This is a genomic window from Pseudomonas sp. Arb-4-2C (assembly GCF_055755015.1).
Map to the genome: position 1 here is coordinate 2336702 of NZ_CM146899.1, position 22289 is coordinate 2358990.

Genomic DNA, 22289 nt, shown 5'->3' on the forward strand with positions numbered 1-22289 from the left:
GCAGGACTCCTAGCGCATCACAAACGGATCAGGCATTGGCGCCTGGGAGAGGTTGATCCACACCGTTTTCAGTTCGGTGTAGGCCAGCACCGAGTCGATGCCGCTTTCGCGTCCATAGCCACTGTTCTTGAAACCGCCGATCGGCGCCATGGCCGATACGGCGCGGTAGGTGTTGACCCAGATGATCCCCGAGCGTACGTCGCGCGCCAGGCGATGGGCACGGCCCAGGTCGCGGGTCCAGATGCCGGCGGCGAGGCCGAACTGCGAGTCGTTGGCGATGGCCAGCGCTTCGGCTTCATCTTTAAAGCGAATCACCGAGGCCACCGGGCCAAAGACTTCTTCCTGCATGATCTTCATCGAATTGCGGTCGCATTCGAACAGCGTCGGCTCGTAGAACCAGCCTTCACCGAGACCGCTCGGACGCTTGCCGCCGGTGCGCAACCGCGCTCCTTCGGCGATGGCATCGGCCACCAGTCCTTCGACCACCGCCAGTTGCTGCGCGGTGGCCATCGGGCCCATCTCGCTGCTGTCTTCCTGCGGGTTGCCGATGCGAATGCGTTGGGCGCGCTCGACCAGTCGATTGACGAACTCGTCGTAGATGTCGTCCTGCACCAGCAGCCGTGAGCCGGACACGCAGCTCTGACCCGACGCAGCATAGATCCCGGCAATCGCACCGTTGATCGCGCTGTCCAGATCGGCGTCGGCAAAGATGATGTTCGGCGACTTGCCGCCCAGTTCCAGCGACAACTTGGCGAAGTTCTCGGCGCTGCTGCGCACCACATGCCGGGCCGTGGCCGCGCCGCCGGTGAAGGCGATCTTGCGGATCAGCGGATGGCGGGTGAGGGCGGCGCCGGTACTCGGGCCGTAACCGGTGACGACGTTGACCACGCCCGGCGGAATCCCGGCTTCGAGGGCCAGGCGCGCCAGCTCCAGAATGGTGGCCGAAGCGTGCTCGGACGGCTTGATCACGATGGTATTGCCGGCGGCGAGGGCCGGGGCGAGTTTGATCGCGGTCAGGTACAGCGGGCTGTTCCATGGAATGATAGCGGCGACCACACCCATGGCTTCGTGCACGGTGTAGGCAAACAGGTCGGGTTTGTCCAGCGGCAGGGTGCCGCCTTCAAGCTTGTCGGCCAGGCCTGCGGTGTAGTGGAAGAACTCCGGCAGATAACCGACCTGACCACGGGTTTCGCGGATCAGCTTGCCGTTGTCGCGGCTTTCCAGCTGCGCCAATTGCTCCTTGTTTTCGGCGATCAGGTCACCAAGGCGGCGCAGCAGTTTGCCGCGTGCGGTGGCGGTCAGGCCACGCCAGGCCGGGCTGTCGAAGGCGGTTTGGGCCGCTTGCACGGCACGTTCGACGTCAGCTTCATCGGCGTCAGGCAGTTCGGCCCAGGCTTGTGCGCAAGCCGGGTTGAGGCTTTCGAAGGTCTTGCCGGAGAGGGCGTCGACCCATTCTCCGCCGATGCACATCTGGAAGCGTGCGAGTGTCATGCAACGATCCCCTTTATAGAGTTTTGTCGGGAGTGTGCGAATTCGAGAAATTCCAGCAGCGTCTGGTTGACCAGGCGCGGCGACTCTACCGGCATCATATGCCGTTGCTCGGGCAGCACCGCAACCTTCGCACCGGGGATGCGCCGGGCCAGTTGCTCGGCCATTTGCGGAGTGGAACCGGGGTCGAGCTCGCCAGTGGCGATCAGCGTCGGCGCCTGAATGCTGCTCAGGTCGTCTGCGCGGTACATGTCCTGGGTGGCGAACAATTCATAGGTCGTCAGATAGCCTTGCGGATCATTGCCGGCCAGGGTCTGGCGAATCGCGGCGATCTGCGCCGGATTGGCTGCCTGATACTCGCGGCTGAACCAGCGTGACAGCGCCGCTTCAGCGTTGGCGTCGGGGCCGTGTTCGGCCGCTTGCGCGGTACGAGCGATGACCCCGGCGCGCTGTTCTTCGCTGCGGTTGAACACGCTGTTCAACACCACCAGGCTTTGCAGGCGCTCCGGGTAATGCAGGGCAAACGCTCGTGCGACCAGACCGCCCATGGAGAAACCGATCACCGCTGCCTGCGGCAGTTTCAGGTGGTCGAGCAGCTCCAGCAACTGATCGGCGTAACCGAGCAGGTCGGTGCCGTTGGCCGGTCGCGGGCTGGCGCCATGGCCGAGCATGTCGTAGGCGATCACCCGGTATTGGCTGGCGAGGCCGACAATCTGCCCGCCCCACATTTCTTTATTCAGGCCCACGCCGTGGATCAAGACCACGGGCTGGCCTTGGCCGGTCGCCAGGTAACTGGTGCCAGCCGGGGTGAGTTCAGCGGTGAGCCGAATCATGGAGCGCTCCTGCAATGCCTTTTTATTGTGATTACTGGGCTTTTTCGGCGGCCAGTTCTTCCAGATCGATGTAACGGTTACCGATGCGCGGGTGCAGGCGACCACCGTCGGCGCAACCGAGCACCACGACGATTTCGTCGGCACGCGGCGCGTCTTCGATCTGCATTTCCAGGGTGATGTAGTGCGAACGCTGACCTTCGTCGTCCTTGTGCATCATCGGGATCTGAATCGAGGTGCCCGGGCCGCCGCGCTTGTTGGTGAAGCTCAGGTAGCTCTTGGCCTTGACCGCTTCGCGGTAGTGGTTGCCAAAGCGCAGGGTGTGGATCACCGCCGAGGCGTGTTCGATTTCGCCGTCGGCACCGACCACTGCTGCCTTGCCGTAGGCCTCGATCTTCTCGGCGCCGCCGATGATGCCCACCAGACGCTCGACCATCATCGCGCCGAGGTCGGAGCAGTTGGCGCGGATCTGCGGTTTCAGGTCCTCGACAAAGCCGTTGCCTACCCAAGGGTTCTTCATCACCACGGCCAGGCCGACCATGGTCACCGGCTTGTCAGTCGCCTTGCCGCCTTCGATGAAGGTTTCTTCGACATAGCTGACGATCTTGCGAATTTCGAAACTCATGAGCTGCTCCGTAGGGGAATTGAGAGTGTCTGTGCGTCTGATGGTATACCATAATACCGATCGTGCAAGTCCCCCTTGCAAGATTTGCCCATCGACCCGGCGAATGGCGGTGTATTGATCCGCCACCACAAATCCCACAGACACCACTACACCCTGTGGGAGGGGGCTTGCTCCCGAAAGCGGCGCATCAGTCGACATTTATGCTGGCTGACACGACGCCTTCGCGAGCAAGCCTGCTCCCACAATGGAATTCAGCGGCTACACAGGCTTCTTCCGGTTAACAAATGTGGGAGGGGGATTGCTCCCGAAAGCGGTGGGTCAGTTGACATATAGGGTGGCTGACACAGCGCCTTCGCGAGCAAGCCCGCTCCCACATTGGAATTCAGCGGCTACACAGGCTTCATCCGGTTAACAAAAGATAACGTGGCGCCGATTGTCAGACGTTTCCAAAGCCCGATAGGATGAGTCAGCTTCCCAAGGCGCTCTGGACTGCGGGTTTCACGGCTATGCTTGTGACCCATCAGTCACCACGAGCCCCCTTGCGGCGCCCTAAGGCCGAACGGCCTAACAATAATAAATAGGGGAAGGTCTATGAGTCGTTGCCGCCCGCCGGCGTTACGCAACACCGCGTTGCTGGCCACAGCACTCACTCTGCTGGGCTGTGCTGCCTTGTCGGCACCCGTACTGGCCGCCGAAGCGCCAGCTGACGGGGTGTATTCCACCGAATCGGCCAAAGCCGCAAAAAGCCTGATGCTCGATGTCGTCCACGCCGGCACCCGGTTGGTGGCGGTCGGTGATCGTGGGCACATTCTCTATTCCGACGACCAGGGCAAGACCTGGACCCAGGCCAAGGTGCCAACCCGGCAACTGCTGACGGCGGTGTATTTTGTCGATGACAAGCACGGCTGGGCAGTGGGGCACGACGCGCAGGTGCTTGCGAGCGAAGATGGCGGCCTGACCTGGAGCAAACAATTCGAAGACCTCAAACGCGAAGCACCGCTGCTCGATGTCTGGTTCCAGGACGTCAATCATGGCGTTGCCGTGGGCGCCTACGGGGCCTTGCTGGAAACCACCGATGGCGGCAAAAACTGGCAGGACGTCAGCGACCGCCTCGACAACCAGGACCAGTTCCACCTCAACGCCATCGCTGCGGTCAAGGACGCTGGCCTGTTCATCGTCGGCGAGCAGGGCAGCATGTTTCGCTCTCCCGACTGGGGCCAGACCTGGGAAAAACTCCAGGGCCCGTATCAGGGCTCGCTGTTCGGCGTGATCGGCACCGCGCAAGCACACACCCTGTTGGCCTACGGCCTGCGCGGCAACCTCTATCGCTCCACCGACTTTGGCAGTACTTGGCAGCAGGTCGAACTGAAGGCCGCGCGCGGCGCGCTGGAGTTCGGCCTGTCCGGCGCAACACTGCTCGCGGACGGCTCGATCGTGATCGTTGGCAACGGCGGTTCGGTGATCAGCAGCAGCGACAACGGCGAAACATTCAGCGTCTTCAATCGCCCGGACCGCATTTCGCTGTCTTCGGTGACGGCCGCCGGCGACGGCAATCTGATTCTGACCGGGCAGGGTGGCGTTCATACCACGCAGCCAAACGGCGCCGAGATCAATAATAAGAAGGCGGGGCTATGACTTCCTTGAGCACTCATCATCAGGACAAGGCGACGTTTCTTGAACGTCTGATTTTCAACAATCGCCCGGCAGTGATCCTGATCTGCCTGGTGGTCAGCGTCTTCCTGTTCTGGCAGGCCACGCTGATCCGGCCGTCCACCAGTTTCGAAAAAATGATCCCGCTCAAGCATCCATTCATCGAGAAGATGATGGAGCACCGCAACGATCTGGCGAACCTGGGCAACACCGTGCGCATTTCGGTGGAAGCCAAAGACGGCGACATTTTCTCCAAGGAGTACATGGAGACCCTGCGTCAGATCAACGACGAGGTGTTCTACATCTCCGGCGTCGACCGCTCCGGGCTGAAGTCGCTGTGGAGTCCGAGCGTGCGCTGGACCGAAGTGACCGAGGAAGGCTTCGCCGGCGGTGAAGTGATCCCGCAGAGCTACGACGGCTCGCCGGACAGCCTCGACATGCTGCGCAACAACGTCCTCAAATCCGGGCAGGTCGGGCGGCTGGTGTCCAACGATTTCAAGTCGAGCATCGTCGACATCCCGCTGCTGGAGTCCTACCCGGACCCGCAGGACCAGGGCAAGCTGCTGGCGCTGGACTATCGCCAGTTCTCCCACGAACTGGAAGACAAGATCCGCAACAAGTTCGAAGCGCAGAACCCTAACGTCAAGATCCACATCGTCGGCTTCGCCAAGAAGGTCGGTGACCTGATCGACGGTCTGGTGATGGTGGTGATGTTCTTCGGCATCGCTTTCGTCATCACCCTGATCCTGCTGCTGTGGTTCACCAACTGCCTGCGCAGCACCATCGCGGTGTTGAGCACCACGCTGGTGGCGGTGGTCTGGCAACTCGGGCTGATGCACTTTTTCGGCTTCGGGCTGGATCCGTATTCGATGCTGGTACCGTTCCTGATCTTCGCCATCGGCATTTCCCACGGGGTGCAAAAGATCAACGGTATCGCCCTGCAATCGAGTGAGGCGGACAACGCCCTGACCGCCGCGCGGCGCACGTTCCGGCAATTGTTCCTGCCGGGGATGATCGCGATTCTTGCCGACGCCGTGGGCTTCATCACTTTGCTGATCATCGACATCGGGGTGATCCGCGAATTGGCGATTGGCGCGTCCATCGGCGTGGCGGTGATCGTGTTCACCAACCTGATCCTGCTGCCGGTGGCGATTTCCTATGTCGGCATCAGCAAGCGTGCGATTGCCAAGAGCAAGAAGGACGCGAATCGCGAACACCCGTTCTGGCGCATGCTGTCGAACTTCGCCAGCCCGAAAGTCGCACCGATCTCGATTGCTCTGGCGCTGATCGCTTTCGGCGGCGGCCTCTGGTACAGCCAGAACCTGAAAATCGGCGACCTCGACCAGGGCGCGCCGGAGCTGCGTCCGGACTCGCGCTACAACAAGGACAACAACTTCATCATCAACAACTATTCCACCAGTTCCGACGTGCTGGTGGTGATGGTCAAGACCGCCACCGAAGGCTGCTCGCGCTACGAAGCGATGGCGCCGATCGACGAACTGATGTGGAAGATGCAGAACACCGAGGGCGTGCAGTCGGCGATCTCGCTGGTGACCGTGTCCAAGCAGATGATCAAGGGCATGAACGAAGGCAACCTGAAATGGGAGACCCTGTCGCGCAACCCGGACGTACTGAACAACTCGATTGCCCGCGCCGACGGCCTGTACAACAACAGCTGTTCGCTGGCGCCGGTGTTGATCTTCCTCAATGATCACAAGGCCGAAACCCTCGACCGTGCAGTGCATGCGGTGCAGGAATTCGCCAAGGCCAACAACAAGGACGGTCTGGAATTCATCCTCGCTGCCGGTAACGCCGGGATCGAGGCAGCCACCAACGAGGTGATCAAGCAGGCCGAACTGACCATCCTGATCCTGGTGTACATCTGTGTTGCGGTGATGTGCATGATCACCTTCCGCTCGTGGGCGGCGACCCTGTGCATCGTCCTGCCACTGGTGCTGACCTCGGTGCTGGGCAACGCGCTGATGGCGTTCATGGGCATCGGCGTCAAAGTCGCGACCCTGCCGGTGGTGGCGCTGGGCGTGGGGATCGGCGTGGACTACGGCATCTACATCTACAGCCGCCTGGAAAGTTTCCTGCGCGCGGGGCTGCCGTTGCAGGAGGCCTATTACCAGACCTTGAAGTCCACCGGTAAAGCGGTGCTGTTCACCGGTCTGTGCCTGGCCATCGGCGTGTGCACGTGGATCTTCTCGGCGATCAAGTTCCAGGCCGACATGGGCCTGATGCTGACCTTCATGCTGCTGTGGAACATGTTCGGTGCGCTGTGGCTGTTGCCAGCGCTGGCCAAGTTCCTGATCAAGCCGGAGAAACTGGCGGGGCAGAAGGGCAATTCGCTGTTTGCCCACTGATCGGCAGGCCTGAAACGACAAAGCCGCAACCCTCGGGTTGCGGCTTTTTTTATCCCGCGAACTTCACACAATCCATTGTAGGAGTGAGCCTGCTCGCGATAGCGGTGTGTCAGTCAGTGATTCTCTACCTGATAGACCGCTATCGCGAGCAGGCTCACTCCTACAAGGGGAATTGCGGTGTGTCAGGAGAGTTCAGTGCCGAGCACTGCACTGAGAGCACTGCGCGCATCGTCCAGTTGCACGAGCGTCGCGTGGCGGGCGCCAAGGGCATCCCGATTCTCGATAGCGGTGAGAATCGCCTTGTGCCGTGGCAGCGCCAGCTCATGCAGGTTCGGTCGCTGGTTCGAATGCTTCAACGCCTCGGCGATCGCTACCGAGAGCATGTTGCACAGGTTCGCCAGCAAATCGTTGTGGGTCGCATCGGCGATGCGGCTGTGGAAATCCAGATCCGGCTGCAGCAAGGCTTCCGGGGTCGGAGCTGCTTCCATGCGTTGATAGGCTTCGCCGATGGCCGCAATATCGGCCTCGGTCGCATGCTGGGCGGCGAGGGCGGCAGCGGCCGGTTCGATGATGCTGCGCACGCTGGTCAGCACATTGAAGAATTCATTCTGCGGGCTGCTTTGCATCAGCCAGTGCAGCACGTCCGGATCGAGCATGTGCCATTCCCGGCGCGGTTTGACCACCGTGCCGACCCGTGGCCTGGAATACACCAACCCCTTGGCCACCAGCACCCGCGTGGCTTCGCGCAACACCGGCCGGCTGACCGCGTACTCCTCGCACAACAAGGCTTCGGCGGGCAGCTTGTCGTCGGGCAGAAAGCGTCCGGAGACGATCTGCATGCCCAGTTCCTGGACGATGCGCGAGTGCATGCTTTTGCGGTCGGAAGGTTTGCGGTAATCCATGGGGAACGGCGCGATCCTGAGCGATGGAGATGCCGCGCATCATAGCAGGCACGGCACAATCTTGAGGCAGATACACACGCCAAATGTGGGAGCGGGCTTGCTCGCGAATTCGGTGTGTCAGTCATGCATATTTCGACTGGCACACCGAATTCGCGAGCAAGCCCGCTCCCACAGGGGGAATGGCGGATTAGTGGGAATGGCGCGGGACTTCAGCGCCTCGGCAACCGACCAGGAAGTCAAAGTCACAGCCCTGATCCGCCTGCAGCACATGGTCGATGTACAGCTGACGATAGCCACCCACGAGCAACTGTTGCGGTGGCTGCAGATCCGCCATGCGCGCCGCCAGTTCGGCCTCCGGAATGTCCAGATGCAGCCGCCCACTGGCGCAATCGAGTTCGATCCAGTCGCCTTCCTGCACCGCCGCCAAAGGCCCGCCGGCAGCGGCTTCCGGCGCCACGTGCAAAACGACGGTGCCGTACGCGGTGCCGCTCATCCGCGCATCGGAAATGCGCACCATGTCGGTCACCCCCTGCGCCAGCAGTTTGGCCGGCAAGCCCATGTTGCCTACCTCGGCCATGCCCGGATACCCCTTCGGCCCGCAGTTCTTCATCACCAGAATCGAGTTGGCATCCACGTCCAGCTCCGGATCGTTGATCCGCGCCTTGTACATGTCGAAGTTCTCGAACACCACCGCACGCCCACGATGCTGCATCAGTTCCGGGGTCGCAGCGGAGGGCTTGAGCACAGCACCGAGCGGCGCCAGATTGCCGCGCAATACGCAGATGCCGCCGTCCGCGCGGATCGGGTTATCGAGGGTGCGGATCACCTCATCTTCGCCATAGATCGGCGCGTCCCTGGTGTTCTCGCCCAGCGTTTTGCCGTTCACCGTCAGCGCATTCGGATTGGGAAGCAGATTGGCCTCGCCGAGACGGCGCAGCACCGCCGGCAAACCACCGGCGTAATAGAACTCTTCCATCAGAAAACGCCCGGACGGTTGCAGGTCGACGATGGTCGGCATGCCGCGCCCGATGCGCGTCCAGTCATCCAGATCCAGTTCGACGCCGATGCGACCGGCGATGGCTTTCAGGTGAATCACCGCGTTGGTCGAACCGCCGATGGCGGCGTTCACCCGGATAGCGTTCTCGAAGGCTGCTTTGGTCAAAATTTTCGACAGTTTCAAATCCTCGCGAACCATCTCCACCGCACGCATGCCGGACATGTGCGCCAGCACATAACGCCGCGCATCCACCGCCGGAATCGCCGCGTTGTGCGGCAAGGACGTGCCCAGTGCTTCGGCCATGCAAGCCATGGTCAACGCGGTGCCCATGGTGTTGCAGGTGCCCGCCGAGCGCGACATGCCGCCCTCGGCCGCGAGGAAGTCGTCGAGGGTGATGGTGCCAGCCTTGACCTGCTCGCTGAGCTGCCAGACCACCGTGCCGGAACCGATGTCCTTGCCCTTGTGCTTGCCGTTAAGCATCGGCCCGCCGGTGACGACGATCGCTGGCACATCGCAACTGGCCGCGCCCATCAGCAGCGCCGGAGTGGTTTTGTCGCAACCGGTGAGCAAGACCACGCCGTCAATCGGGTTGCCACGAATCGCCTCTTCAACGTCCATGCTCGCCAGGTTGCGGGTGAGCATGGCGGTGGGGCGCAGGTTCGATTCGCCATTGGAGAACACCGGGAATTCCACCGGGAAGCCACCGGCCTCGATCACCCCGCGTTTGACGTGCTCCGCGATCTGGCGGAAATGCGCGTTGCATGGGGTCAGTTCCGACCAGGTGTTGCAGATGCCGATGATCGGCTTGCCCTGGAACTGGTGGTCGGCGATGCCCTGATTCTTCATCCAGCTGCGGTACATAAAGCCGTTTTTGTCGGCAGTGCCAAACCATTGGGCCGAGCGCAGAGTGGGTTTCTTCTCAGACATGATCGATTCTCTTATTGTAAGACTATTGTTTGCGAGTCACGGCTAAACATAAGCTCAAAATCGGCGATTTGGAAGTGTTGTTGAGCAATTAGTATTACTATATAGTCGTTTTCGACGGAGGGATCGGCCCTGGCGGTTTCCGCGAGAGGCGTCCCCCGAGGTTCTATAAAAACAACAATCGGAGACCGATCCCATGAGCCAGGAACTGCGGCTTATTCGCCGCATCACGCTGAAACTGATTCCTTTCCTGATCCTGCTGTACCTGATCGCCTATGTGGATCGCTCCGCCGTCGGCTTCGCCAAACTGCACATGGGCGCCGACATCGGCATCGGTGATGCGGCCTATGGCCTCGGTGCCGGGCTGTTTTTCATCGGCTATTTTCTGCTGGAAATCCCCAGCAACCTGATGCTTGAACGCTTCGGCGCGCGGCGCTGGTTCGCGCGGATCATGATCACTTGGGGCGCGATCACCATCGGCATGGCGTTCGTCCAGGGCCCGCACAGTTTCTACGTGATGCGCTTTCTGCTCGGCGCGGCGGAGGCGGGGTTCTTTCCCGGTGTTCTGTACTACATCACTCAATGGTTCCCGGTGCGCCATCGCGGCAAGATCCTCGGCCTGTTCATCCTCTCTCAACCGATCGCGATGATGATCACCGGTCCCGTGTCCGGCGGCTTGCTGGGCATGGACGGGATCCTTGGCCTGCACGGCTGGCAGTGGCTGTTCATCGTCATCGGCACCCCGGCGATCCTGTTGACCTGGCCGGTGTTGCGCTGGCTGCCGGACGGCCCGCAGCAAGTAAAGTGGATGGATCAGAGCGAGAAAGACTGGCTGACCGGCGAGCTGAAAAAAGACTTGCAGGAATACGGCCAGACCCGTCACGGCAACCCGTTGCATGCACTCAAGGACAAACGTGTGTTGCTGCTGGCGCTGTTTTATCTGCCGGTGACCCTGAGCATTTATGGCCTCGGCCTGTGGCTGCCGACGCTGATCAAACAGTTCGGCGGCAGTGATTTGGTCACCGGTTTCGTATCGTCGGTGCCGTATGTCTTCGGCATCGTCGGCCTGCTGATCGTGCCGCGCAGTTCCGATCGCATGAATGATCGTTATGGGCACCTGGCGGTGCTGTATGTGCTGGGCGCGATTGGCCTGTTCATGAGTGCCTGGCTGTCGTTGCCGGTGGCGCAGTTGGCGGCGCTGTGCCTGGTGGCGTTCGCGCTGTTTTCCTGCACGGCGGTGTTCTGGACCTTGCCCGGGCGGTTCTTTGCCGGTGCCAGTGCGGCGGCGGGGATCGCCTTGATCAACTCGGTGGGCAACCTCGGCGGCTACATCGGGCCGTTCGTGATCGGTGCGCTGAAGGAGTACACCGGGAATCTGGCTTCGGGTTTGTATTTCCTCAGCGGGGTGATGGTGTTCGGGCTGGTGTTGACCGGCGTGGTTTACCGCGTGCTTGAGCGCAAGCATGTGCTGCCGGTAGACCAATTTGCCGCCAGTGCACGCTAATCCAATGTGGGAGCGAGCCTGCTCGCGAAGAGGCCGGCACATTCAATTTTTTCGCTGACTGACACACCGCTTTCGCGAGCAGGCTCGCTCCCACAGGGGAACGGCGGTGTTTTGAAGGAATAGGAGAAAAACATGCATCTGGTTCAATTCGAATTGATTAACGGCGAGCGCCGCGTCGGCGTGGTCGACCACGGTCTGGTGCGCGAAGTGCAGGACGCTCGCAGCGTGCGTGACCTGGCCCTGGCCGCCATCGAAGCCGGTGGCACTCTGGAGCAGCAAGTGCAAACCCTCGGCCTCGGCATCAGCCATGACTACGCCGAACTGCTGGGCACGCGACGCATCCTGCCGCCATTGGATCATCCGGACCCGGCGCACCTGCTGGTCAGCGGCACCGGCCTGACGCACTTGGGCAGTGCTTCGGCTCGCGACAAAATGCACCAGCACGCCGCTGACGAAGCGCAAATGACTGACACCATGCGCATCTTCAAATGGGGCGTGGAGGGCGGAAAACCGGCAGCCGGGCAGGCGGGTGTGCAGCCGGAATGGTTCTACAAGGGCGACGGCAGCATCGTCGTGCGCCCGGGCGAGGCGTTCCCGCTGCCACCGTTCGCTGAAGACGCCGGTGAGGAACCGGAAATGGCCGGTCTCTACGTCATCGGCCGTGACGGCAAACCGTATCGTCTCGGTTTCGCGGTGGGCAACGAGTTCTCCGACCACGTCATGGAGCGCAAGAACTACCTGTATCTGGCCCACTCGAAACTGCGCAGTTGCAGCTACGGCCCGGAGCTGCGCACCGGTGAGCTGCCGCAACATCTGGCCGGCAGCAGCCGCATCCTGCGCAACGGCGAAGTGCTGTGGCAGAACGAATTCCTCAGCGGCGAAGCCAACATGTGCCACAGCCTCGCCAACCTCGAATATCACCACTTCAAGTACAGCCAGTTCCTGCGCCCGGGCGACGTGCACATTCACTTCTTCGGCACCGCGACCCTGTCGTTCGCCGATGGCATCCGCACGCAACCGGGCGATGTGTTTGAAATCACCCAGGCCGAATTCGGCGCACCGCTGGTCAACGGCATCGCCCCCGCAGTAGCGGCTTTTCAGCCCGACAGCATCGGCACCCTTTAAGGAGCTCCCATGACTCAGATTCTCGGCCACAACTACATCGGCGGTCAGCGCAGTGCGGCGGGCGACGTCAAACTGCAGAGCGTCGACGCGACCACTGGCGAACACCTGCCTTACGATTTCATCCAGGCCACAGTTGAAGAAGTCGACGCTGCCGCCAAGGCAGCTGCTACCGCGTACCCGGCGTATCGCAGCCTCAGCGCCGAACGCCGCGCGCAGTTTCTCGACGCAATTGCCGATGAACTGGATGCGCTGGGCGATGACTTCATTGCCGTGGTTTGCCGTGAGACCGCGTTGCCCGCGGCGCGAATTCAGGGTGAGCGCGGTCGTACCAGCGGTCAGATGCGCCTGTTCGCCAAAGTCCTGCGTCGCGGTGATTTCTACGGCGCACGAATCGACCTGCCGCTGCCGGATCGCCAGCCGTTGCCGCGCCCGGACCTGCGCCAGTACCGCATCGGCCTCGGCCCGGTGGCGGTGTTCGGTGCGAGCAACTTTCCGCTGGCGTTTTCCACCGCTGGCGGCGATACGGCGGCGGCGCTGGCGGCTGGCTGTCCGGTGGTGTTCAAGGCCCACAGCGGCCACATGGCTACAGCAGAACGGGTCGCTGATGCACTGATTCGCGCGGCGGAAAAAACCGCGATGCCGGCCGGGGTGTTCAACATGATCTACGGCGGGGGCGTCGGCGAATGGCTGGTCAAACATCCGGCGATTCAGGCGGTGGGCTTCACCGGTTCGCTCAAGGGCGGTCGGGCGTTGTGCGATATGGCGGCGGCGCGACCGCAACCGATTCCGGTGTTCGCCGAGATGTCGAGCATCAACCCGGTGATCGTCCTGCCGCAGGCGCTGGCCGCGCGTTCGGAATCGATCGCCCGCGATTTGACCGCGTCGGTGGTGCAAGGCTGCGGTCAGTTCTGCACCAATCCCGGTCTGGTGATCGGTATCCGCTCAGCGCAATTCAGCGCCTTCGTGCAGCAAGTCGCCGGGCTGATCGGCGATCAACCGGCGCAAACCATGCTCAACGCCGGCACCCTCGGCAGCTACGGCAACGGCTTGCACAAGCTCTTGGCGCATTCCGGGATCGAACGTCTGGCAGGCAGCCCGCAGCAGGGCAATCAAGCTCAACCGCAATTGTTCAAAGCGGATGTCAGCCTGTTGATCGGGGGCGATGAAGTGCTGCAGGAAGAAGTATTCGGCCCGACCACGGTGATCGTCGAAGTGGCGGACAAGGCCCAGCTCAGCGCGGCGTTGCAAGGGCTGCATGGACAACTCACCGCAACGATCATCGGCGAGCAGGCGGACTTCGAACGCTTCCCGGAACTGACGCCATTGCTGGAGCAGAAAGTCGGGCGGATCTTGCTCAATGGATATCCAACCGGGGTCGAAGTGTGTGATTCGATGGTCCACGGCGGGCCGTATCCGGCAACGTCGGATGCACGCGGCACATCGGTCGGGACCCTGGCGATCGACCGTTTCCTGCGCCCGGTGTGCTTCCAGAACTACCCGGATTTCCTGCTCCCCGAACCGCTGAAAAACGCCAACCCGTTGCGCATCCAGCGTCTGGTCGACGGCAAACCCTCGCGCGACGCGTTGTAACTGATAGCCAGCATTCCATGTGGGAGCGAGCCAGCTCGCGAATGCATTCTGCCAGTCAGCCTTTCATGGTCTGACACACCGCATTCGCGAGCAGGCTCGCTCCCACAGGGGTTCCAGCAAGGCCTCTGGATCACATTGAGCTATCATTGGCCCTTTCCCCCTAAGAAAGACTGTTTGCCATGACTGCCCAAACCCTTCTCGACGTCCTCGAACACAGCGATATGGTCGAAATCGATGGCTTGCACGCCTTCGAATTCGCCCTCGACGAAGATGACAACCTGCACATCGAATGCATGGATGGCCGAGCGGCCAAGCATTGGGAGTTCACGCCGGCGCAGGTTGCAGCAGCAACTTTTGATAACGACCTGCAGAGCTGGTTGATCGTTGGTGATTCCGGCGAGCACCGCCTGGTCTGCAGCGAGGCCTTCGGCGGCAGCGATGACGAGGACGAAACCGATGAACATGCGTAAATTCTGGCCGCTGCTGATGGCCGGCAGCGTCGGCGCGATGGGCCTGTCCAGTGCCAGCGCCGAGAACTATCAATTGCTGGTCGGCTCGTACACCGCCGGCACCAGCCAAGGCATCTATCGAATGAATTTCGACAGTGCCACCGGCCTGATCGCCGCCAAGCCGCTGCAAGTGGTGAAGAGCGAAAATCCGTCGTGGCTGACCCTGTCCAAGGACCAGCATCGGCTGTTCGTGGTCAATGAAAACGGCCCCGGCCAGAAAGACCCGGTTGGCCGCGTCAGCAGCTATTCGATCGACCCCAAGACCCACGTCCTGAGCCTGATCAATCAGGTGCAGAGCCTGGGCAATGAGCCGACCCATTCGAGCCTGAGCGGCGATGCCAGCCACCTGTTCGTCAGCAACTACTCGGTGATGGAAGACCCGGGCGGCACCCTCGCGGTGTTGCCGGTCGGCGCTGACGGCAAGCTCAAACCGGTGGTGCAGATGAGCGCGCACCCGGCGAGCCGGGTCAACCCGGAGCGTCAGGCGTCCAACCACGTGCACTCGACGGTGTCCTCGCCGGATGGCCGCTACGTGTTCTCCAACGACCTGGGCGCGGACAAGGTCTTCATCTACAAATTCGACCCGAAAGCCAACCCGGACCTGCCGCTGACTCCGGCGAAAACCGTTTCGGTGTCCATGCCTGCCGGCAGCGGCCCGCGTCATCTGCTGTTCAGCGCGGACGGCAAGCACGCCTGGCTGACCATGGAAATGAGCGCGCAGGTCGCGGTGTTCGACTACAACGACGGCGTGCTGACGCAAACTCAACTGGTCGATCTGGCCGCCGGTCAGCCGACTTCGGACAAGGCCGGTGCAGCGCTGCACGCCTCGGCCGATGGCAAGTTCCTCTACGTCAGCAATCGCGGCACCGCCAATCAACTGGTGGTATTCAGCATTGACCCGGCGACCGCTCAGCTCAAAGAACTGCAAAAGCGTTCGGTGGAAGGTGATCACCCGCGCGAATTCAGCCTCGATCCGAGTGGCAAATTCCTGCTGATCGCCAACCAGAAGAGCAACGAAATTGTCGTCGTCGAACGCGATGCCAAGACCGGTCTGCTCGGCAAAACCGTGCAGAAACTGCCAATGGACGCCCCGAGCGACCTCAAGTTCCTGGTGCGACAATAAGCCACAGGCCCCGGTTTACGGGGCCTGTCTCTTTGTATTAATCGCGCTGATATCCGGTAATGCTACAAAGCATTTCAAGCGATCAGCCTTCGAGCGTTAAGTTTGCTTCACGGCCCAACCGGGCAAGCAAGCCAACCGAACACGAGGGTTACCGCCATGAACTTCAATCTCTTCTCTGTCATCGCCGCTTCCGCCATCTCCGCCACCGTTGCGCTGCCAGCCAGTGCCAACGTTGAAATCAACAGCAAAAAAGCTCACACCCAGAGCTACACCCAGAAATACCTGCAACAGAGCGCCAACTTCTACGCTGCTCTGGATCACAAAGTCCAACACTGAACGTCCCGCGCTGCATCCGATATGCAGGAGCGAAGTCACTTGTGTCGATGATCGTTGTCACGATCGGCGGCCAGAGATGTGATGTCGCTCCTGCATATCGCATTTTCGGTTCCCATAAATATTCTGTAATATCCCTATAGATCGGCTTAATGATCAATGAAGCTGATATTTACTATGGCAAACCCTGAGTGGTTGCTACGGCTTTTTTGATTGATCCTGACGGCACTGAAACATGCCCACGGAGAATATCATGGCCAGTTCAATCATCACCTCAGCCAAGCGCGGCGCCTACCTGGCCATCGGTCTTTACCTGGTCCTGGTGCTGTTCGTCAGCGTCGCCTCGCACACTCAACACAGCTTTGACGCACCGATCGAGGTCGCACACCCCGGCATCCAGTTCGAACACCGCGCGCAAGGCGTGCTGGTCGATCGGGCGGGACTCGCAGGAGTGGGCGCAGCATGAAAGGCTACAGACTCTGGGTCATCGCCGCCCTGGCACTGATGACCAATGGTGCGGCACTACTGGGCTTCGGTCAGGGCTCGGTCGGCGCGCTGGCACGGGCCATAGAGGCCAATCACACCATCGCGCACAACATCGAACGGGCCAACTCGCAGGGGCTGCTGGCCGGTAACCCGCCGATCAAGGCCGAAGTCGATTTTCTTGGGCCGTTTGAAGTGGATTGCTCGGCACTGGGGATGTGTGACGCACTGGCTTAGACTGAGCGAACACCTTGTGGCGAGGGGATGAATCCCCTCGCCACAAAGTGTTCGGTAGCAGAAATTCGGGGTTACTTCTTCATGATCGCCGTAAACAGCCCGGATTCGAGCAAACGCTGCAACCACGCCTGCAACCGCACGTAAGGTGTCTGCGCAAACCACTCGCGGTCGACATGCGCGAACTGCCGCACGAACGGCAGCAGCGCCACATCCGCCAGGCTCAAGTGCTCGGCCAGCAAGTAATCGCGATCCGTCAGCAACTCATCCAGCCGCTGCAAGAACAAGGCGCCCTCAGCCCGATAAACCTCCATCGGCTGCTCGGGGTAGCGCTCGGCGTACTTGTAGCGATTCAACTGCACCTTGAACCCTTGATCGTTGGCTTCGATCAACTCGGCAATTCGTGCATCACCTCCCAATAACCAGCCCTGCGGATCATGCTGCGCCAAGGCCCAATGCATGATCTCCAGGCTCTCGTCGATCACCCGGCCATCGGCGTCCAGCACCGGCACCGTGCCCTTGGGCGAGATCGCCAGCATCGCGGCCGGTTTGGCCTTGAGGCTGACTTCGATGATGTCTACCGGCGCGCCCGAGTAACGCAGAGCCATCCGCGCGCGCATCGCGTACGGGCAGCGGCGGAACGAGTACAGCGTGTTCATTTCACCTCCAGGGTGCTCAGGCCATTGCCTTGGCGCTGTACCTGAATCTGCACCGGAATCCGTTCGTGCATTTCCTGCACGTGGGAAATCACCGCGACTTTGCGCCCCTGGGCCTGCAAGCCGTCGAGGGCGTCCATCGCCAGTTGCAGGGATTCCGGGTCGAGGCTGCCGAAGCCCTCGTCGATAAACAGCGATTCGATCTTCAGCGTGCTTGAGGCCATCGACGCCAAGCCCAGCGCAAGGGCCAGCGACACCAGGAACGTCTCGCCACCGGACAGCGAATGCACCGAGCGCAATTCATCGCCCATCTCGGTGTCCATCACCAGCAGACCGAGCATGCTGCCGCCGCGTTTCAGGCGATAGCGCTTGACCAGTTGGCGCAGCTGCACGTTGGCGTGATGCACCAGCAGGTCGAGGTTGTAGGCCTGGGCGATCTTGCGGAAGGTGTCGCCGGTGGCCGAGCCGATCAACGCATTGAGCCGCGCCCAACGCTGATACTCGGCGTAGGTGTCAGCGATCTGCTGCGCCAGTGCCTGATTGGCGTTTTGCCGGCGCTGATCCTCGACCTGTTCGGCACGCAATTCGGCGCATTGCTGTTCGCTGACGGTGAACTGGTCCTGCAGGTCGGCGAGGGCGGTGGCGAGTTGTTCGGCATCGAGGTTGCCGTTGTGTTGCGCCTGATGATCGAGCAACAAGCGATCACGTTCCTGCAGCAGCACTTTGGCCTGCTCGATGGCTTTTTCGTTGTGCTGCAAGCGCTGGCGCAGTTCGCCGACCTCAGCGTCATCGACGCGCAGCAGGTCTTCGAGACCGCCGTCATCCAGCTCCGGATGACGTGCGCGCCAGTCGGCGATCTTGCCGGTCAGATCCTGATCTTCGCTGTGCAGCGCTTGCAAACGCTCTTGCTGCGCCTTGAGTTCGGCGGCGATCTGCACGAGTTGCGTGCGCAGGTTTTGCAGGTCCTGTGCGGTGCCGGTTTCGGCCTTGCGCGCCTGTTCAACCGCGTGCTCGAGTTGCTGTTGCCAGTGCTCGGCGCTGCTGTGCTCGCCGAGCAGTTGCGCGAGTTTTTCCTGGCAGGTGCGTTGCTGTTCGGTCAGCGCAGTGAATTGCTGTTCGGCGCTGAGCAACTGCTGTGCACGGGTCTGCTGACGATCCTGTTCTTTCTCCAGCGTCTGCTGACGCTGTTGCTGTTCGGCCTGTTCTTCCTTCTGCTGATCGACCTGCGCCAGGCGCTCGGCGATCTGCCGGTCGAGCTGCATGAACGTCGCTGCGGGCTCCTGACGCAAAGCCTCCAGGGTGTCCGCTGGCAGCAGATTGCCGAACGCTGTGAGTTCTTCGTCGAGACGCTGACGGTCGCTGCTCAGCTCTCGCTGCTGATTGCTCAGGTGCTGCGTCGCTTGTTGATGCGCAGTTTCGGTCTGACGCAATTGCTGGGTCAGACGCGCGGCATCCTGTTGCAGGGTGAGCAGGGCGCTCTGGCGTTGTTCGTCCTGAGTGATGCTCTGGTTCAACTGGTCGTTTTGTCGGGCGAGCCAGGCATCGCGTTTGTCAGCGTCCTGATTGAGCAACTGCGCGGCCAGCGGATGCGCGTCGAGGCTCGGCGCCAGCGCTTGTTGCTGGGTGGCCAGGTGTTCCTGTTGTTGCAGCAGTTCTTTTTGCTGAGCAATGACGCCACCGACTTCGGCGCGCAACTCGATGAGCTTTTCCTTGAGCTGATCGACCACCTGCTGGGCGTTGGCCTGCTCGCTTTCATCGTGGCGACCGAAACTTTGCAGCAGCGCTTCCGGTTGGTGATACGGATGCTCGTTGCTGCCGCAGACCGGGCACGGCTGATCGTCCTGCAACTGCGCGCGCAACTCTTCGACACTGGCACTGCGCGCTAGACGCTGGCGTTCAAGCAGTTCGCGGGTGACGTTGAGAGTCTGCTCGGCGACGGTCAGCTTGGCTTTGGTTTTTACCCCGTCCTGAGTCAGGCGTTCGCGTTCCTGCTGGGCGCTGAGCTGGCGTTGTTGCAGCTCGCTGCTGCGCTTGTCGAGATCCTGCTGCGTGGCCCACAGGCGTGACAGGTCTTCGAAGGCGCGCAGTTGTTTGCGGTTGTCCTGCAGTAGCGTGCCGAGGATGCCGATCTGTTCGGCGACGGCATCGGGTTCGGCGCCGGCCTCTTTGAACAACACTTCAAGTTGCTGCTTCTGCGAGGTCAGCTCGGCGGCGCTGCGGGTGGCGTTTTCTTCGAGGCTCGCCAGTTCCGCCTGGCCTTTGTTCAAGCGGTTGCCGATCAGCATCAGCTGTTGCAGGCGATCGCGGTAGGCATTCCACGCATCACTCAGCGGCGCCAGATGAGCGCTCTGCTCAAGTTCGGCGGCGATGCGTTGCAGGCGCTCGGCGACTTGGGTCTGTTTTTCCAACAAGGCGTGAAGGGCGTTCTGGCCCTCGGTGCACGCCTGTTGCGCATTGAGTCTGGCGTCGGCGCTGTGGGCGACATCCTTGACCAGACGGGCGAGGGTGCTTTGTTCTTCAAACGCCTGACGCAACAGCGGCGCGTTTGCGGTTTGCCGATGCTGCGCTTCGCTCAAAGCGACTTTCGCTGCTTCGAGGTCCTGCTCCAGTTGTGTCTGGCGCTCGCTCAGCTCGGCGTGTTGCTGCGTGTGCGCGGCTATTTGCGCGGCCAGTGGCGTCAGCAGGGCATCGAGTTCGGTTTTACGCGCGAACTGATGCCGTTGCGGGCCGAGCTGTTCCAGACGCGTCAACTTCATGCGTTCGCCGGCCAGGCCTTCCGACGTCTGCTGGGCGCTGTGCAGTTGTTCGGCGGCGGCTTGCTGCGCGTCCTGCAACACACGCAAATCCTTGAGCCAGCTGTGCTGTTGCTCGAGCTGCTTGAGCTGCGCCTGCTGCAACTTCAACTGTTGTTGGGCGGCGTTGAAACGCTCGTCCAGCTGCGCTCGAGCCTCAGGCGCCAGCGGGGTGACGCCGGTGGCCTGATCTTGCAGCAGCTTGTGCGCTTCGCGGGCTTCTTTGGTCTTGTCGAACGCGCGACGGCCGAGGCGGGTGTAAAGCGCGGTGTCGGTGAGCTTTTCCAGCAGTTCGCTGCGGTCGTTGTCGTCGGCCTTGAGGAACGCGCTGAACTCGCTCTGCGCCAGCAGCACGGCGCGGGTGAACTGTTCGAAGTTGAGGCCGAGCGCGGCTTCCAGCTGGGTCTTGTATTCGCCTTTCTGGCTGGCGAGCAGTTGATCCTGATCGATGTCGCGCAGGCTCTGACGGCTGGCCTGCAGCTTGCCGCCCGCCTTCTCGCGAGCCCGGTTGGCTTCCCAGCGGGCGCGATAGCGGCGGCCATCGACGCCGACAAAATCCACTTCGGCATAACCTTCACCGGTGCCGCGCCGCAGCAAGGTGCGCGGGTCGCCGGTGGCGATTTCACCGTCGGCATCCGGGACTTTGGCGTCACGGCCAGTGTTGTTCAGGCGCGGCACGGCGCCGAACAGCGCCAGGCACAGGGCATCGAGCAGGGTGCTTTTGCCGGCACCGGTCGGCCCGGTGATCGCGAACAGCCCGGCACTGGCCAGCGGTTCGGCGGTGAAATCGATTTCGAACGGCCCGGCCAGCGAGGCGAGGTTCTTCAAGCGAATGGCGAGAATCTTCATGGCTGCTCGCCCTCCAGTTGTACGTCCTGCAGCAGTTCGGCGAAGTCCTTGAGGGTCTGTTCGTCGACCTCGTTGCCGTAGTTGTCGAGCCAGGCGCGGCTGAACAGTTCCTGCGGGGTGAGCTGATCGAGTTCGATCAATGCGCTGCCGTCTTCGGCACCGTCAGCACCGCGGTTGCCGGCATATTCGGCAGCGATCCGCACCAGACGCACGGCTTTGCCTTGCAGGGCGCTTTCCACCTGATGGCGCAGATCCGGCTGCGGCTCGTCGAGGGTCACGCGCACTTCGAGCCACGGTTGGCGCTGGGTTTCGGCGAGCAGATCAATGTTCGGCAGGTCTGCCAGTTGCAGCAGGATCTCCGCCAGCGGCGCCGGGCCTATGCGTTGCAGGTTGACCGATCTTGGGATCAGTTTCGGTTCAACGCTGACCAGGGTTTCGCCGTCGAGGGTGATGTCGAGAATCTGGTGCTGATAGCCGATCTCCGAGAACGACAGCGGAATCGGCGAACCGCTGTAGCGAATGCGTTCTTCACCGTTCACTTTCTGCGGCTTGTGCAAATGGCCGAGGGCGACGTAGCTGATGCTCGGCCCGAACAGGCTGGCGGGCAGCGCTTCGGCGTTGCCGATGATCAGGCTGCGCTCGGAGTCTTCCGAGACCGAGCCGCCGGCCATGTGCGCGTGGCTGATCGCGACCAGCGCCTGACCCGGTTGGCGCTTGGCGTTGGCCGCTTCGATCAGCCATTCATGCACCTGACCGATGCCGCGCAAGTAGTTGTCACCCAAGTGCGCACCGGTGACTTCGGCCGGGCGCAGGAACGGCAGCGCCAGGCACCACGCGGCGATTTCGCCTTGGGCATTCGGCAGCGGCAGCAACAGCCGTTCGGCATCGAGCTGACCGTCATCCAGCCACAACACCCGCCCCAGCGCATGGGTGCGCAAACGGCGCATCAGCGGCGCCGGCAGTTCGATGCGCGAGCCGGAGTCGTGGTTGCCGGCGATCATCACGATGGTCAGCAATGGTTGCTGCTCGTGGGCGCTGACGATGAAATCGTAGAGGCGTTCCTGGGCTTTGACCGGCGGATTGACCGTGTCGAAGATGTCACCGGCAATCAGCAGCACATCCGGCTGCGCCAGTTGCAGTTGGCGCAGCAGCCATTCGAGAAAGCACGCATGCTCGAAATCGCGCTCCTGGCCGTGCAGGTTTTGCCCAAGGTGCCAGTCGGAGGTGTGAAACAGACGCAAGGCGGACTCCGCAACAGTTAAAGAGGTGATGGCCGCAGGGAAATGAGGGGGCGGCGAAAGAGGGGGAG

Annotated in this window: 18 protein-coding genes; 10 read left to right on the forward strand and 8 right to left on the reverse strand. The window is 61.7% G+C overall.

The window, feature by feature from the left end:
• Nucleotides 1-9 precede the first annotated feature (9 nt).
• Genes AC0J41_RS10440 through AC0J41_RS10450 form a run of 3 tightly spaced genes read right to left on the reverse strand, consistent with a single transcriptional unit; the run spans nucleotide 10 to nucleotide 2943 of the window.
• Nucleotides 10-1491, reverse strand: a complete 1482-nt coding sequence (locus AC0J41_RS10440) for an aldehyde dehydrogenase (protein ID WP_473015460.1) — start codon at nucleotides 1489-1491, stop codon at nucleotides 10-12.
• Nucleotides 1488-2321 carry an alpha/beta fold hydrolase gene (locus AC0J41_RS10445; RefSeq protein ID WP_025111639.1) on the reverse strand — a complete coding sequence of 278 codons (834 nt, stop codon included), beginning with the start codon at nucleotides 2319-2321 and terminating at the stop codon, nucleotides 1488-1490. Before AC0J41_RS10445 ends, AC0J41_RS10440 begins: the two co-directional genes overlap by 4 nt.
• A 31-nt stretch (nucleotides 2322-2352) precedes the next feature.
• Nucleotides 2353-2943: an amino acid synthesis family protein gene (locus AC0J41_RS10450; protein WP_025111640.1), complete on the reverse strand. Its 591-nt coding sequence runs from the start codon at nucleotides 2941-2943 to the stop codon at nucleotides 2353-2355.
• Between the two features lie 591 nt (nucleotides 2944-3534).
• Between AC0J41_RS10450 and AC0J41_RS10455 the strand changes: the two genes are divergently transcribed.
• Entirely contained in the window at nucleotides 3535-4578 is a 1044-nt protein-coding gene (locus AC0J41_RS10455) for a WD40/YVTN/BNR-like repeat-containing protein (RefSeq protein WP_025111641.1), read from the forward strand.
• On the forward strand, nucleotides 4575-6959 hold the full coding sequence (locus AC0J41_RS10460) for an efflux RND transporter permease subunit (protein WP_029977709.1): 2385 nt from the start codon (nucleotides 4575-4577) through the stop codon (nucleotides 6957-6959). Before AC0J41_RS10455 ends, AC0J41_RS10460 begins: the two co-directional genes overlap by 4 nt.
• Before the next feature lie 182 nt (nucleotides 6960-7141).
• On the opposite strand, the gene AC0J41_RS10465 is transcribed toward AC0J41_RS10460, so the two are convergent.
• Both AC0J41_RS10465 and AC0J41_RS10470 read right to left on the reverse strand, forming a co-directional pair.
• On the reverse strand, nucleotides 7142-7861 hold the full coding sequence (locus AC0J41_RS10465; RefSeq protein ID WP_473015462.1) for a FadR/GntR family transcriptional regulator: 720 nt from the start codon (nucleotides 7859-7861) through the stop codon (nucleotides 7142-7144).
• A 187-nt stretch (nucleotides 7862-8048) separates the two neighbouring features.
• Nucleotides 8049-9785, reverse strand: a complete 1737-nt coding sequence (locus AC0J41_RS10470) for an IlvD/Edd family dehydratase (RefSeq protein WP_473015463.1) — start codon at nucleotides 9783-9785, stop codon at nucleotides 8049-8051.
• Between the two features lie 193 nt (nucleotides 9786-9978).
• Between AC0J41_RS10470 and AC0J41_RS10475 the strand changes: the two genes are divergently transcribed.
• The 8 genes from AC0J41_RS10475 (at nucleotide 9979) to AC0J41_RS10510 (ending at nucleotide 16686) form a co-directional block, all read left to right on the forward strand.
• Nucleotides 9979-11286: an MFS transporter gene (locus AC0J41_RS10475; protein WP_025111645.1), complete on the forward strand. Its 1308-nt coding sequence runs from the start codon at nucleotides 9979-9981 to the stop codon at nucleotides 11284-11286.
• Nucleotides 11287-11418: 132 nt separating this feature from the next.
• Nucleotides 11419-12411, forward strand: a complete 993-nt coding sequence (gene araD1 / locus AC0J41_RS10480) for an AraD1 family protein (RefSeq protein ID WP_473015464.1) — start codon at nucleotides 11419-11421, stop codon at nucleotides 12409-12411.
• A 9-nt stretch (nucleotides 12412-12420) separates the two neighbouring features.
• Nucleotides 12421-14001, forward strand: coding sequence for an aldehyde dehydrogenase (NADP(+)) (locus tag AC0J41_RS10485; RefSeq protein ID WP_473015465.1), 1581 nt, complete (start codon nucleotides 12421-12423; stop codon nucleotides 13999-14001).
• A 179-nt stretch (nucleotides 14002-14180) separates the two neighbouring features.
• Complete coding sequence (locus AC0J41_RS10490) at nucleotides 14181-14471, forward strand: DUF5629 family protein (protein WP_473015466.1); 291 nt, start codon at nucleotides 14181-14183, stop codon at nucleotides 14469-14471.
• Nucleotides 14458-15633, forward strand: coding sequence for a lactonase family protein (locus tag AC0J41_RS10495; protein WP_473015467.1), 1176 nt, complete (start codon nucleotides 14458-14460; stop codon nucleotides 15631-15633). Before AC0J41_RS10490 ends, AC0J41_RS10495 begins: the two co-directional genes overlap by 14 nt.
• A 156-nt stretch (nucleotides 15634-15789) precedes the next feature.
• On the forward strand, nucleotides 15790-15969 hold the full coding sequence (locus AC0J41_RS10500; RefSeq protein WP_473015468.1) for a hypothetical protein: 180 nt from the start codon (nucleotides 15790-15792) through the stop codon (nucleotides 15967-15969).
• A 250-nt stretch (nucleotides 15970-16219) separates the two neighbouring features.
• Complete coding sequence (locus AC0J41_RS10505; protein WP_473015469.1) at nucleotides 16220-16432, forward strand: hypothetical protein; 213 nt, start codon at nucleotides 16220-16222, stop codon at nucleotides 16430-16432.
• Nucleotides 16429-16686: a hypothetical protein gene (locus AC0J41_RS10510; protein ID WP_025111652.1), complete on the forward strand. Its 258-nt coding sequence runs from the start codon at nucleotides 16429-16431 to the stop codon at nucleotides 16684-16686. The genes AC0J41_RS10505 and AC0J41_RS10510 overlap by 4 nt, the downstream gene beginning before the upstream one ends.
• A 71-nt stretch (nucleotides 16687-16757) precedes the next feature.
• On the opposite strand, the gene AC0J41_RS10515 is transcribed toward AC0J41_RS10510, so the two are convergent.
• From AC0J41_RS10515 to AC0J41_RS10525, 3 genes are read right to left on the reverse strand one after another with little or no spacing between them, the layout of a single operon-like run.
• The gene (locus AC0J41_RS10515) at nucleotides 16758-17342 is read right to left on the reverse strand and encodes a glutathione S-transferase (protein WP_473015470.1); all 585 of its coding nucleotides are present in this window, start codon (nucleotides 17340-17342) and stop codon (nucleotides 16758-16760) included.
• Nucleotides 17339-20980: an AAA family ATPase gene (locus tag AC0J41_RS10520; RefSeq protein WP_473015471.1), complete on the reverse strand. Its 3642-nt coding sequence runs from the start codon at nucleotides 20978-20980 to the stop codon at nucleotides 17339-17341. Before AC0J41_RS10520 ends, AC0J41_RS10515 begins: the two co-directional genes overlap by 4 nt.
• Entirely contained in the window at nucleotides 20977-22221 is a 1245-nt protein-coding gene (locus AC0J41_RS10525) for an exonuclease SbcCD subunit D C-terminal domain-containing protein (protein WP_025111655.1), read from the reverse strand. The genes AC0J41_RS10520 and AC0J41_RS10525 overlap by 4 nt, the downstream gene beginning before the upstream one ends.
• Nucleotides 22222-22289: the final 68 nt, after the last annotated feature.